At 62.1% G+C, this 13057-nt stretch carries 14 protein-coding genes and 1 pseudogene; 6 read left to right on the top strand and 9 right to left on the bottom strand.

Features of this window, described 5'->3' with window-relative positions:
* Positions 1-21: 21 nt before the first annotated feature.
* The gene (locus tag GDN47_RS18210) at positions 22-1086 is read left to right on the top strand and encodes an ABC transporter ATP-binding protein (RefSeq protein ID WP_152093953.1); all 1065 of its coding nucleotides are present in this window, start codon (positions 22-24) and stop codon (positions 1084-1086) included.
* Between the two features lie 98 nt (positions 1087-1184).
* Here the strand turns inward: GDN47_RS18210 and GDN47_RS18215 are convergent, their stop codons facing one another.
* Genes GDN47_RS18215 through mdcA form a run of 7 tightly spaced genes read right to left on the bottom strand, consistent with a single transcriptional unit; the run spans position 1185 to position 7174 of the window.
* Complete coding sequence (locus tag GDN47_RS18215) at positions 1185-2105, bottom strand: ACP S-malonyltransferase (protein ID WP_152093954.1); 921 nt, start codon at positions 2103-2105, stop codon at positions 1185-1187.
* A complete protein-coding gene (mdcB, locus tag GDN47_RS18220) occupies positions 2102-2956 on the bottom strand; it encodes a triphosphoribosyl-dephospho-CoA synthase MdcB (protein WP_152093955.1) in 855 nt (284 codons plus the stop codon). The genes GDN47_RS18215 and mdcB overlap by 4 nt, the downstream gene beginning before the upstream one ends.
* On the bottom strand, positions 2953-3594 hold the full coding sequence (gene mdcG / locus GDN47_RS18225; protein ID WP_113395143.1) for a malonate decarboxylase holo-[acyl-carrier-protein] synthase: 642 nt from the start codon (positions 3592-3594) through the stop codon (positions 2953-2955). Before mdcG ends, mdcB begins: the two co-directional genes overlap by 4 nt.
* The gene (locus GDN47_RS18230; protein ID WP_113353363.1) at positions 3587-4309 is read right to left on the bottom strand and encodes a biotin-independent malonate decarboxylase subunit gamma; all 723 of its coding nucleotides are present in this window, start codon (positions 4307-4309) and stop codon (positions 3587-3589) included. Before GDN47_RS18230 ends, mdcG begins: the two co-directional genes overlap by 8 nt.
* Complete coding sequence (locus GDN47_RS18235; protein WP_113353362.1) at positions 4296-5207, bottom strand: biotin-independent malonate decarboxylase subunit beta; 912 nt, start codon at positions 5205-5207, stop codon at positions 4296-4298. The genes GDN47_RS18230 and GDN47_RS18235 overlap by 14 nt, the downstream gene beginning before the upstream one ends.
* On the bottom strand, positions 5204-5515 hold the full coding sequence (gene mdcC, locus GDN47_RS18240) for a malonate decarboxylase acyl carrier protein (protein WP_113353361.1): 312 nt from the start codon (positions 5513-5515) through the stop codon (positions 5204-5206). The genes GDN47_RS18235 and mdcC overlap by 4 nt, the downstream gene beginning before the upstream one ends.
* 9 nt (positions 5516-5524) lie before the next feature.
* Positions 5525-7174 carry a malonate decarboxylase subunit alpha gene (gene mdcA / locus GDN47_RS18245; RefSeq protein ID WP_113353360.1) on the bottom strand — a complete coding sequence of 550 codons (1650 nt, stop codon included), beginning with the start codon at positions 7172-7174 and terminating at the stop codon, positions 5525-5527.
* A gap of 173 nt (positions 7175-7347) precedes the next feature.
* Between mdcA and madL the strand changes: the two genes are divergently transcribed.
* The 3 genes from madL to GDN47_RS18260 all read left to right on the top strand — a co-directional run bounded on the left by madL (position 7348) and on the right by GDN47_RS18260 (position 9468).
* A complete protein-coding gene (gene madL, locus GDN47_RS18250) occupies positions 7348-7770 on the top strand; it encodes a malonate transporter subunit MadL (protein ID WP_113353359.1) in 423 nt (140 codons plus the stop codon).
* 11 nt (positions 7771-7781) lie between these two features.
* Entirely contained in the window at positions 7782-8546 is a 765-nt protein-coding gene (gene madM / locus GDN47_RS18255; protein WP_113353358.1) for a malonate transporter subunit MadM, read from the top strand.
* 253 nt (positions 8547-8799) lie between these two features.
* Entirely contained in the window at positions 8800-9468 is a 669-nt protein-coding gene (locus tag GDN47_RS18260) for a GntR family transcriptional regulator (protein ID WP_113353357.1), read from the top strand.
* Positions 9469-9720: 252 nt separating this feature from the next.
* On the opposite strand, the gene GDN47_RS18265 is transcribed toward GDN47_RS18260, so the two are convergent.
* On the bottom strand, positions 9721-10614 hold the full coding sequence (locus GDN47_RS18265; protein WP_145321310.1) for a LysR family transcriptional regulator: 894 nt from the start codon (positions 10612-10614) through the stop codon (positions 9721-9723).
* Positions 10615-10789: 175 nt separating this feature from the next.
* Here GDN47_RS18265 and GDN47_RS32735 point away from each other — a divergent pair.
* Together GDN47_RS32735 and GDN47_RS18275 are read left to right on the top strand one after the other, a co-directional pair.
* Positions 10790-10897: pseudogene (locus tag GDN47_RS32735) on the top strand (IMP dehydrogenase); the annotation flags it as partial.
* Between the two features lie 105 nt (positions 10898-11002).
* Entirely contained in the window at positions 11003-12178 is a 1176-nt protein-coding gene (locus GDN47_RS18275; RefSeq protein WP_152093956.1) for an MFS transporter, read from the top strand.
* Between the two features lie 102 nt (positions 12179-12280).
* Here GDN47_RS18275 and GDN47_RS18280 read toward each other — a convergent pair whose 3' ends face one another.
* Positions 12281-12922 carry a GntR family transcriptional regulator gene (locus tag GDN47_RS18280; protein ID WP_113331779.1) on the bottom strand — a complete coding sequence of 214 codons (642 nt, stop codon included), beginning with the start codon at positions 12920-12922 and terminating at the stop codon, positions 12281-12283.
* Positions 12923-13057 lie beyond the last annotated feature (135 nt).

Consider the following 13057-nt stretch of genomic DNA (forward strand, 5'->3'; position numbering starts at 1 on the left):
CTTTTCTAACTGGAGATCATAATGGCATCGGTCAGCGTGACGAGTGTCCGCAAGAGCTACGGTCACTTCGAAGTTCTGCATGGAGTGGATATCGATATCGAGGATGGCGAATTCGTCATTCTTGTCGGCCCTTCGGGCTGCGGAAAATCGACGCTTCTTCGCATGATCGCCGGACTGGAGGAGATCAGTGGCGGTGAGGTCGCGATCGGCGGTCGGGTGGTCAACGATGTCGAAGCCAAGAGCCGCGACATCGCCATGGTGTTCCAATCCTACGCGCTTTATCCGCATATGACCGTCGAGGCGAATATGGGCTTTTCGCTTCGGCTGGCCAAGGCACCGAAGGAAGAGATCCGGCAGCGCGTGCGCGATGCGGCGCAGATCCTCGGCTTGGAAAACCTGCTCGAGCGCTATCCGCGCAATCTGTCCGGCGGTCAGCGCCAACGCGTTGCCATGGGCCGCGCGATCGTGCGTCAGCCACAGGTATTTCTCTTCGACGAACCGCTGTCCAATCTGGACGCCAAGCTGCGCGTGCAGATGCGCTCGGAAATCAAGCAACTGCACCAACGTTTACGCACGACCACGATCTACGTTACCCATGACCAGATCGAAGCCATGACGATGGCGGACCGGATCGTCGTCATGCGCGACGGCTATGTCGAGCAGATCGGCTCGCCTCTGGAACTGTACGACCGACCCGCCAACCTGTTCGTTGCTGGCTTCATCGGTTCCCCGGGGATGAATCTCATCCGCGGCACGATCAGCAGCGCTGGCCCGCTGGAATTCCTCGCCGATGGCGGAGCGCGCCTTCCATTGCCTGCAGGGCTCGACGTCACGCGTGGCGCGGAGGTTGTCTACGGCATGCGGCCCGAAAACATTGCCATGGGCGAGGGCGGCATCGATGCGGAAGTCGTGGTGGTGGAGCCGACCGGAGCGGAGACCCTGATTGTTTGCCGTATCGGGTCCGACGATCTCGTCATAGCGCTGCGCGAGCGGGTGGCCACGCAGGCTGGCGGCCGTCTTTCGTTGATACCTGATCTTGGAAGGCTGCATCTTTTCGACGCGGCGACCGGCCGGCGGCTGGAGTAAGCTCATTCGCCATTGCTCGCCGCCACCGGCCTGAAGATCGGTTGCATCGCGGCATCCGAGGACAGGTAATACAAGTCGGTAGCGGGAAGACCTTGGTTTCAGTCCGCAGCCAGCCAGGCTTTGATCCCTGTGAGGCTATGAAACTCGTCGACCGCACGCACTCTTCTTCCGGGTAGCACAAGAGCTGCCATCTCCGCCAGGGCTCGACCCGGCCCCAGTTCGAGGATCGTCGTGACGCCACGTTCGGCCATGGCTTCGATCACGCCTGCCCAATCGATCCTTTCGGCCAATTGCCGCGCGAGCCCTCCGCGGGCGCGTTGCGGATCAACGACAAGCGTGGCAGTGGTGGCGGTCATGAGGCGCAGCGCCGGACGGCTCATGGCTACCGAGGCAAGGGCTTTATCAAACGGTGCCACCGCACCGGCGAGCCGCGGTGTATGGGAGGCGACATGCACTGGCATCGGCGCGGCGCGTGCCGCGCCTTCTTCCAACGCGGCGGCGCATAACGCATCGATCGATTGTCTGGCGCCGCCGAGGATGAACAGGAGATCGGGGTTCACGATGGCGATTGCGCAGCCGAAACGATCGGCAAGCTCCTGCACCGCCGCCATTGGCAAACCACGCACATAGCCAAGTCCGTCGTCCGGGCCGCCGGCGGCGTCCATTTCCCGCGCCCGCTGATCGACCAGCCTCAAAGTGTCCATGGGTGACCAGATCCCAGCCACCCCCCACGCCGCCATTTCACCGACGCTGTAGCCAGCCACCATTGTTTCGCTTGGCGCTCCGGCCGGAAAAAGGACGCGAGCAATCGCAAGCGCACGTATCACGCACAGGATCTGACCTTCGCGGTTCGCATGCAACGCGGCTTCGGGTGCGGTCCGGCAGAAGTCCGTTGGATGCGCCCCAAGCACCGCGGCCGCGGCCTCGAAGATGAGCTGCGCGTCGGGTTCCGCTGCCAGCAGCCGGAACATTTCCCGGCTCTGGTGGCCTTGGCCCGAACACAGCAGCGCGAGGGTCACGATTCCAACACCTCGGTAAACAATGCCATCGCAAGGAGATCGGCGCAACCGCCCGGGCTGAGGTTGCGCGCCACGAACGCCTCGTGAACGGCCTTGGCATCCCATCGCCAACTCGCGCGTCCGACCCCGCCGTCCGCCAGGAAGGCGCTGGTCTTGTCACGCGCGAAATTCAACCCTTCCGGGCCGGCACGATAAAGCAGATTGCTGTCGTCGACTACCGCGATCAGGGCCATGCAGGCATGAACCCTCGCGGCTTCCTCGTTACCCATGGCCAGGCGCCGCCCTTCGGCAAGCGCGGGGCGGGCGACATCGTAGACGGATGGCATGCCGGCGGCAGCCTCGGCCCGCGCGCCGCCGACCTGGTAGCGTCGCGCCACCACGCTGCCGTGAGTGTCGTGCTCCGGCGCATGGTTAAGGATGTCACGTCCCCAACGCTGTGCGACAAGGGTGCCGAGCGGCGCCTGCCAGGCGCGGTTCGCCGCCAGGCCGGCCGCCGCCGCCAGAAGGCCAAGGCCGAAGATGGCGCCGCGATGGGTGTTTACTCCGCCGGTCGCATCCCTCATTGCCTTTTCCGCCTCAATGCCGATTTGCCGCAGGCGATCCATGCCGGCGTTCATCGCGCCCGCCTCCGCAAGCGCGACGAAGAACGGCTCCAGCGTCCGAGCGCTCAGGCGCAGAAGATCCGCGTCCATGTCGGCGTGAGCGCCGTTGTCGATGTGGCTGACCAATCCGGGCTTGGGCCAGGTTTCCACCTCCAGGACGAGCGCTTGGGCGGCATGCCGTCCAATCAGCGCGGGATCGCGATGCTTGACGGCGACGGGACATGGTTCGGCCAGCAATGGAAACGTCATGCGAAGAGCGCCTCCCGCGCAATAAGGGCCGATCCAGTATGGGATTTAACCAGGAGTTCCGGGTTTTCCGACAGCCATTCCCGCCACTGAACGGCCGTGCCGTAGGGCGTGATCAATTCCGCGTCGATCCGCATGGGCGCGTGTTCGGCAACATCGGTCAGTAAAGCCGTCACTCGCCTTGCATCTGCGTCCGAGCGACACTCGACCAGAAGATCGAGATCGGAAGTATCGGCCAGATAGGAAAGGCCGGTCAGGTATTGCCAAGCCAGACTTCCGAAACAGCGACAAGAGGGGGCTGACTCCAGAAGCGCGCCAATGGCCTGACACCATTGCGCCGGCGCCGCGGGCAGCGCGTCCCTCAATAGAGGAGGAGGTGCCGTCCGCATCACGGCAGCTGGCGGGCATGCGAGAGCGAGCCGTTTGCGCCCCATGCCTGGAGGAAGGGGCAGCCCCAAGGGTACGATATCCGCCGCGTCGCCGCAGGTCCGACGACGGAAGATTGCTGGTCGTCTCAGTTCCGCCCATGCCAGCAGATCGGGCTCCATTTCGTCCTGGACTTGTCCCTGCAGCAAGCCCAGCCATGCTTCGGAGCGCACATAAACAAGATTGTGACGGCGGAGGGCGGCGACATCAACCATGGAGCAAAGCCAGCCGTTCTACTTCGGCCGCGATCATGGCGGCCTTCGGCCGACCGCCGCGATCCGCGCCCCATTGCGCGCGCGGATCGAGCGAAATGGGCTTGGCGAGAAGCGCGGCGAGCTGGGCGTTCAAAGAGGACGCCGGATCCCATACTTCCGCTATGGCGCCGGTTGCGAGAAGATTATCGAGGCCGGGCGCGAAGACGGGGGTTGTGTCGGCCTTTTCTTTCAGCGTGGCAAGCGGCAGCTTGGTCACCCGGGCCATGGATGGCAGGTCCATGACTTCGGGCCAGGCGGTGGGCAGGGCTGCCAGCGATCCGCAAGCCAGTGCCGTGGCAATGAAGGCGCCGGCAGCGCTGCCACCATAGAGAAGGCCGATCGTGCGGTGTCCCGCATGCTCAGCCTGCCACAGCGCCTTTGCCAAATGCGCCAGCGCCTCGCTGAGACCCAGCAGTTCGTCACGCCGGCTCATGCGTTGACTGCCGGAGTCGACCAGGAATAACAGGGGTGAACTGTCCGGCCGCCGGGCGACTGACAGGATATGCCCGGCCAGCGCTATCGCTTCATCGACGCCCGGATAGGTCTTGTCGGCAATGCCGATCAGGTCGATCCGGTTTTGTCGGTCCAACCGGCCCCAGCCGGTAACAAGCCCATCCGCCAGCGTCATCTCATGGCCGGCGGGAAAGAGTGAGGACAGGATGTCAGCGAGCTGCATCGGCGCTCTCCCGATGGATATTGGCCGTGGTGAGGAAAGTCCCGATGTCCCGCTCCGGTATTTGCTCGGGGTCGTCGATCTGCAGCCGCGCCCATATCTCGGTAGCATCATGGGCATTGCCGAAATGGCGCAATCGATGTTCGAGCCGCGTCTGTTCCGCTTGCAGTACCGTCGGGTCTAAAGTGGCTGGCCGTTGCAGCGCGGCAATCGCGCCGGCGCGGAAGGCGGCGATATCGTCCTCGACGAAGACATCGGCCCCGCCGATCAGGTAGCGATGCTTGCCGCCCATGGTTCGCCAAACGAGCGCCCGATCGCGCGAGTCGAATTCTTCCACGCCCTTGTTCGTCTCGATGACCTCCGGCCCGGACACGGATAGACGACCCTGCTCGGAGATGACGAGTGCCGAGCAGCAGCCGGCAATCAGGCTGCCGCCGCCATAGCAGCCCGCCCGGCCGCCAAGAAGACCGATGACGCGCGCGCCCTCGGACCGTGCCTCCAGCACGGCGCGCATGATCTCGGAGATCGCCAATTCACCGGCGTTGGCTTCTTGGAGGCGCACGCCGCCCGTGTCGAAGAGAATGACGATATCCCGCCGCATCTTAGCCGAGGCATGCAGCAGGCCTGTCAGCTTGGCGCCGTGCACCTCGCCGATGGCACCGCCCATGAAGCGCCCTTCCTGGGCGGCTACCAGTACCGGGCGACCGTCAATGCGGCCGGCTCCGACGATGATGCCATCGTCGAACTGCCGGGGCAAATCGAAGAGTGAGAGGTGAGGGCTCGTCTCCCGCCGTTCCGGGCCTAGGAATTCGGTGAAGCTGCCGGCATCGAGCAGATGCAGCAGCCGGCCACGGGCGGAGTCTTCATACCAGCTTCGGCGCGGCGTGCGAGGATCGGTCATTCTGGCTTCTCCATCAGCCGCACACCCTGGGCGAGGCGCAGCGCCACCATATCCGGCCGGGCGCCGCCGTCATTGATCGTGATGCGCAGGCCGCCGGCGGCGGAGCGTGCCGCGAAATCTTCGGTAACCGCTGCCCACAGCTCGGCGAAACCATGGGCCGGCGTCGCGATCTCGATGACGCAAAGGTCCGGCGCCTCTCGCCGTTCAAGCAATACTTCGAGGTTGCCCGACGCGACGACGCCCACCAAGGCGAGGGCGCGGGTCCCGCCAGTCTGCGTCGATTTCAATTCGTAAAGCAGATTTTCCATAGGGATGGCCTACCAATTGCGGAACCGGGAAGGCGGCCTGTAGAGGCCGCCAGAGGCGAGCATCAGATCCTTGATGGAATGCGCGGCCAGTAGACTGCGATCGGCATCCAGGGGATCAATTCCAAGGTCTTCGGGACGCTGGATGACTTTGCGCTGACGTAAGTGCTCCACCATCTTGCGGTCTCGGGCGCGACCGACTTCGGTGTAACCGGCCACGCCGCGGACCGCCTGTTCCCGCTCGTCCCTGTCGCGACACAACAGCAGATTGGCGATCCCCTCTTCGGTCACGATATGGGTCACGTCATCACCGTAAACCATCACGGGAGCCAGATCGAGCTGTAGCTTGTCGGCCAGATCCAGGGCGGCCAGACGCTCGACGAACATCGGCACCATGCCATCGCCGAAGGTTTCGCCGATCTGGACGACCAGTTTGCGGCCCCGGCGCAGGGCAGGGGTGGCAGCGGAGGGATCGGCTTCCCGGCCGGCGCGCAGCCAGGCCTCGCTCGGATGGCGCCGGCCCCGTGCGTCCGATCCCATATTGGGGGCGCCGCCGAAACCCGCGACCCTGCTGCCGGTCACGGTCGAACTGTTGCCGGCAAGGTCGATCTGCAAGGTCGAGCCGATGAACATGTCGCAGGCATAGAGTCCGGCGGTCTGGCAAAAGGCGCGGTTGGAACGTAGCGAGCCGTCAGGCCCGGTGAAAAAAATGTCGGGGCGAGCCCGCATATAGTCTTCCATACCCACTTCGGAGCCGAAGGAATGGATCTGCTCCACCCATCCGGCTTCGATGGCGGGGATCAAGGTGGGATGAGGGTTCAGTGCCCAATGCGTGCAGACCTTGCCCTTCAATCCCAGCCGCTCACCGTAAGTCGGCAGCAGCAGCTCGATGGCCGCCGTATTGAAGCCGATGCCATGGTTCAGGCGGCGCACGCCATAGGGCATATAGAGCCCCTTGATCGCCAGCATCGCGGTCAGGATTTGCGTTTCGGTAATCGCCGCCGGATCGCGGGTGAACAGTGGCTCCACATAGAAGGGTCGCTTGGCATCCACGACGAAATGAACCTGGTCGGCGGGAATGTCGACGCGCGGCACGCGGTCGACGATCTCGCCCACCTGCGCGACGACCAGCCCCTTGCCGAAGCTCGTCGCCTCCACCACCGTTGGCGTGTCTTCCGTATTCGGCCCGGTATAGAGATTTCCCTCTCTGTCCGCGCTGACGGCGGCGATGAGCGCCACCTTGGGCGTCAGATCAATAAAATAGCGGGCGAAGAGTTCCAGATAGGTATGGACCGCACCCAGTTCGATCTGGCCGCCGAACATCATGCGCGCGATGCGAGCCGACTGCGGGCCGGAATAGGAAAAATCGAGCCTTCGGGCGATGCCGCTTTCGAAAATGTCGAGATGCTCCGGCAGGACCACACCCGACTGTACCATATGCAGGTCGTGTATCTTGGCGACATCGACCTTGGACAGCGCCTTGGCCAAAAGGTCCGCCTGCTTCTGGTTGTCACCTTCGAGGCAGACGCGATCTCCAGGCTTCAGGATCGCTTCCAGGAAAGCGACGAGCTGCTGCGGGTCGACGAGCTTGCCGGCAGAGAAACGCTGGCCGGCCTCGAGACGCGCTAGCCTGTCGCGACCTTTCGTATTCCAATCAAGCATTTGATAGCCCTATGTATGCGCAAGAGCGTGTTTCTGGAAATATAATGTACACACAATTGCGAAAACTGCAACAAAGTGTATTTTAAAATCGTCGCGCGGTCTATCCGTATGCATTGGAGGGGAAAAATGGTGAACTCGTATTTCTATCGAAGCGCATGCGGGGAGGATCGCTCATGATGATCTCTGGTGTCGCGATGCTTGCCCTTTGCACCCTCTTGGGAAGCATCCTCGGTGATCTCTTGGGGGTAGCGCTGGGCGTGAAGGCGAATGTCGGCGGTGTCGGCATTGCCATGATCCTGCTTATCGCCACGCGGCTTTGGCTGAGTAGGCGGGGCTTGTTGACGCTGCCGCTCAAACTCGGTGTCGAGTTCTGGGGCGCTCTCTACATCCCGATCGTCGTCGCCATGGCGGCGCAGCAAAACGTGTTGGTGGCCGCGCGCAGCGGTCCGCTGGTGCTGATCGCCGGTATCGTGACGGTTTTCGTTTGTTTCGCGACCGTCGCCCTGATGAGTCGCATCGGCGAGAGAGGCGAAACGATGGACGAAATCGAAGCGAGGGCCAGGGGTGAGCTTGCCACCTCCAGCAATCCGGTCTGAGGGAGGCCGCCATGGAGATCTTGAAACACGGCTTGACCGCCAACAGCCTGCTTACCGCATTCGCCATCGTCGGATTGGTCATGTGGCTGTCGAACGCCATTTCGAAACATGTCCTGTTCGGCCGTGTCCACGGCTCGGCCATCGCGATCGTTCTGGGGCTCGCCGCCGCCTTCGCGGCTGGTTTGTGGACCGGAGGCGAGAAAGGGGTGGTGGATATTCCAATCCTGAGTGGCATCGGCCTCATGGGCGGAGCCATGCTGCGCGATTTCGCCATCGTCGCCACGGCCTTCGAGGTCGATGTCGGCCAAGCACGCAAGGCTGGCGCTGTCGGTGCGCTTGCCCTTGGCCTCGGCACGGTTCTTCCGTTCATTGTCGGCTCGTTGCTCGCCGTCGCTTTCGGCTATACGGATGCGGTATCCATAACGACGATCGGCGCCGGTGCCGTTACCTACATCGTGGGACCTGTGACGGGTGCCGCTCTGGGCGCAAGCTCGGCCGTGATCGCGCTGTCGATTGCGACCGGTGTTTTCAAGGCGGTCCTTGTCATGGTCGGAACACCGATCGTGGCCAAGGCGATCGGTCTCGACAATCCCCGCAGCGCTATGGTGTTCGGCGGCCTGATGGGAACCGTCAGCGGCGTGTCCGGCGGCCTGGCGGCGACCGATCGCCGTCTCGTCCCCTATGGCGCACTGACGGCGACGTTTCACACGGGGCTGGGCTGCCTTGTAGCGCCTTCGATCCTTTATCTCGCCGTCAGGGCGATTGCAGGGGGCTGAAACAAAATGGGGAAAGCCGGTCGAACCGGTGCAGAAAAAGGCTTTTAGATGCCGCATCCTGCACGGGATCGCCGGTACGATTTGGGCGCCCGGCTATACCCCGATGCTTGCCGATCCAGCCGTCGTCGATGGCCTCCTCGCCAGCAGGCAAAACGGGCCGGATGCGGCACCATGCTTCATATCGATTGCTATCTGTCGAATTGGATGGTGTAAAACTGAATGGTTGCCCGCCAAATCGGAAACAAGGTTTGACATGACGGAATTTGACGAAGCTGGATCGATCGGTCAGCGCATTAAACTGGTGCTGATGGATGAGATTTCCTCCGGCGCCATAAGGCCCGGCACAAGCCTGGACGAGGCAACGCTCAGCAGCCGCTTCGGCGCTTCCCGCACGCCGGTAAGGGATGCTTTACGTCAGTTGGAGGCGATCGGGCTCGTCGAGATTCGTCCGCGGCGAGGCGCAACCGTCCTGCCGCTGACCTTGCCGCGGCTGATGGAGATGTTCGAAGTGACCGCCGAGATGGAATGCATGTGCGTCCGTCTGGCGACCCATCGGATAACGGGCGTGGAGCGCGCGGTTATGACCGAAATTCATGAGCGTTCCGAACTCGCGGCGAAGGCAGACGACTTTGAACAGTATGACAAGCTCAATTTGTCCTTCCACGAAACGCTATATCGCGGTGCGCATAACGAGTTTCTGTTTGATGAATTGATGAGGCTGCGGGCAAGACTGCTGCCATTCCGCAGGACTCAGCTGCGGCAACCGAAGCGATTGACGGCTTCATTCCTTGAGCACGAGGCGATCCTGCGCGCCATGATCCGGGGCGATGCGACGGAAGCGGCCCTAGTCATGCGCGAACATATGCTGAATGCGGCCTTGGCATTGGCGCGCTACATGGAAATCGACGAGGCAGCGGAATGAACAGCCGAACGATTCCACCGTCGCGCAAGCTGTCCGGATCTCAGGATGCATCCGGCAGGCTACAACCTATCCCAATCTGATCCCGCCCTAAAGCTCGGATCAATCACAGGAATTGCTGCCGCTGCGGCTGATTGATTTTAGCGGGCTGAGCAGCATCCGAGCCGCCTCCCAAGTCCGCTGCGGCTTCTCGATTGGCCTGACCGCCCTCCGGCACCGATAACAGCGCCTTGGTCGGATCGTTGGTGTTTGACTTCAGCCTCTTTCGCGAAGGGCATCGATGACGACGGAGAATGCGCGAAGATTCTGTCGGCGGCTGGGATAATAGAGGTAGTAGCCCGCGAATTTCGGACACCAGTCGTCGAGGACAAGTTGAAGTCGCCCCGCCTCCAGATGGTGCTCGACATAGCTTTCCGGAACGTAGGCAATTCCGTGTCCGTCGAGAGCGGCCGATATCATCTCGCGATCGGTATTAAACGTGAGCTGGCCCTCGACCCTGACCCGGATCTCCTCTCCGTCCTTCTCGAACTCCCAGGCATAGAGACCGCCGATGCGGCCGAGGCGTCGACGAATGCAGTTGTGACGCATCAGCTCCTGTGGGGTCAGCGGTGCTGATCGGGTTCTAAAGTACTCTGGCGAGCCGACCGCCACCAGCCTCCAGTCGGGGCCGATGCGTACCGCGATCATGTCCTTCTCGAGGCTTTCGCCAAGCCTGACGCCGGCATCGAACCCGTCCTCGACGATGTTGCGGAAGCTGCCATCGACGCTGAGTTCAAGCTTGATATCAGGGTAATCGGCAAGGATGGACGACAATTTCGGCCACACGACACTTTCCATGGCGTGGTTGGAAAGCGTGATCCTGACGGTTCCTGCCGGGCGTTCCCGATAGACGGTCAAGGCTTCGATGTCCGCTTCGATCTCGGCGATGCGAGGCGACAGGGACTGTTGGAGCCGTTCGCCCGCCTCCGTCAGTCCAACGCTTCTCGTCGTGCGCGCCAGCAGGCGCATGCCAAGACGTTCTTCAAGTTTCTTCACCGCATGACTGAGCGTCGATTGGGATGTGCCCAGCTTTGCGGCCGCTTTCGTGAAGCTCCGTTCCTCGGCGACGGCCAGGAACACCAGCAGTTCGTTGAAATTTTCCCGTGGCATGAGCTTGTCCTATCCCATAATCGCGGGCCGAATTAATATCAATTTTCGATAGGTTCATGCAAATTACCCCATCTAATCCGATTTATCGAGCGATGCTATGTATTCTCCCGAATGCGAAACGGACAGGCGCAACGCGCCCCGACGGGAGACCGGGCCATGCTCGCGACAATCCTTCATCAATCCCGGAAAGGTCTTCGATCTGGCGGTTCCGCTTGCCGATGTCGCGCATGGTTACAAGGCCATGGATGAGTGCCGGGCCATCAGGGCACTGCTCGGGATGTGAGGAGCAGGCCATGAAGAAAAGGCAATTCATCGCCGCGACGAGCGCCCCTGCCACCATCAAGACTTTCCGCTGAACAGCGCGTTCAGGCAACTTTGGACAATTGTTATGGAAACCACCTATGACCGCGCCGTCGAGCGTGCGGCCAGCCCATGGGCCGCGATCATCTGCATGACGCTGATGACCTTTACCCTCGTCGCTTCCGAGTTTCTTCCCGTCAGCCTGCTAACCCCGATCGCAGAGGAGCTTGGCATTACCGCGGGGCAGGCGGGGCAGGCGATTTCCGTTTCCGGATTTTTCGCGGTCGCCACCAGCCTGTTCAGCAACACGGTGCTGTGGCGGCTGGATCGGCGAACGGTGGTCCTGTCCTATACGATCGTGATGGTGCTCTCGGGTCTGGCGATCACATTCGCGCCCAACTATCTCGTCTTCATGCTCGGCCGCGCGCTGATCGGCATCGCTATCGGCGGTTTCTGGTCGCTGTCCACCTCTATCGTCGCGCGCATCGCTGCCGAACAGGACATTCCAAAGGCCCTCGCCATGCTGCAGGGCGGTACTGCTTTGGCCACGGTCATCGCTCAGCCGTTGGGAAGCTTCCTCGGCGGATTGATAGGCTGGCGCGGTGCCTTCTTCATCGTCGTTCCGGTCGGCATCATCGCCTTCGTCTGGCAAATCTTCGCCTTGCCGCGAATACCCGGCGGTTCGAAGAATGACGGGGGCGGTCCGCTCGGGTTGCTGCGAAACCGCGTCTTGGCAATCAGCATGGCCGCCATGTCCTTCTTCTTCATGGGCCAATTCGCGCTATCGACCTATCTTCGACCGCTCCTTGGAGATGTGACGAGGCTTGATGTGAACGAGCTGTCGGTCGTGCTCCTCGGCATCGGCGTGTTCGGCCTGCTAGGCACGTCCTTGATCGGCTTCCTGCTGCGAGCGCATCTGGATGCCGTCCTCGCCGGATTCCCCGCGGCGCTCGCCGCGATCGCTCTGCTGCTGATCCCGCTCGCACCTTCGGGTATTGCGGTCGCCGCGCTCCTCTGCCTGTTCGGGTTCTTCGCCACGCCCATTCCTGTTGCCTGGAACACATGGATGACCCGGGCCATCCCAGACAAACTCGAGGCCGGCGGCGGGCTGCTGGTGGCGCTGATCCAGGCGGCGATCACCGCCGGTGCCTTCACAGGCGGGCTGCTGTTCGACGGCGTCGGGTGGTGGAGCCCATTCGCCTATAGCGGTGTTCTGTTTCTGGCGGCCGCCATCATTGCGTTCACGGCAAGACGGTCCGAATGATCTGGGACAGATCCAGGCGCGGATAGGCCCGCGATGTGAAATGGGGTCGCGGCCCCGGCCGATAGCCTCGCAGGGCATGCCCCAGGCTGTGGTCGATATTAATCATGTCTGCAAAATATGCCTGCGGGTCAGTTCCTTGAGCATATCGACGTCGCGCTTCTCTATTGCGTCGATCATCTGCTGGTGCTCGCGGCCGGACTGCTCGATGCGGGCTCGGGTTCGCCATTGCGAGACCGGTGCCGACGAGGTGCGTTGCCGGATTTCGGTGATGAGTTCGACAAGCTCCTGATTTCCTGCAAGTACCAGCAGGTAGCGGTGAAAAGCGAGATTGGCTTCGTAAAGCTCGAGCATGGTGCCATTGAGCACCAGATCATCGAAGCGCGAAGCCAGCGCGCGCAAATTGGCAATATCCGCATCGCCGGCATTGGCGACGATGCGATCGCTGATCGCCACTTCGAGGATCACGCGGATATCGCTTACTTCCTGGGCGCGGCGCCCGTCCTGCTCGTGCACGTGATAGCCGCGATTGGGAATGTGCTCGACAAGTCGCTTCTGCACGAGGCGGTCGAGCGCCCGCCGCACCTGCGGCCTCGTACAACTGTACCGACGCTCCAGATCGATCTGCTTCAGCCATGTTCCGGGCGGGAGCCTGCCCGCGAGGATGTCCTGGAGAATGAGCTCGGTCACGTCGGGCGCCTCTCCTCCGTGCGACGGCGCCGCCGCTTCAGCTTCCAGCGAGTTCATGCAGCTCTCCCAGACCTTCCCAAGTTGGCGATGACTATCATAGGTCCACATTTTTCAACACGGCGCGCGCTATGGCTGCCAAAAAAATATTCATGCTCATCTCTTGCGCATCCGTTCTTATTGGCACATAAATTG

It is taken from the genome of Martinezella dioscoreae, assembly GCF_009176305.1.
Classification (GTDB): Bacteria; Pseudomonadota; Alphaproteobacteria; order Rhizobiales; family Rhizobiaceae; genus Rhizobium; species Rhizobium dioscoreae.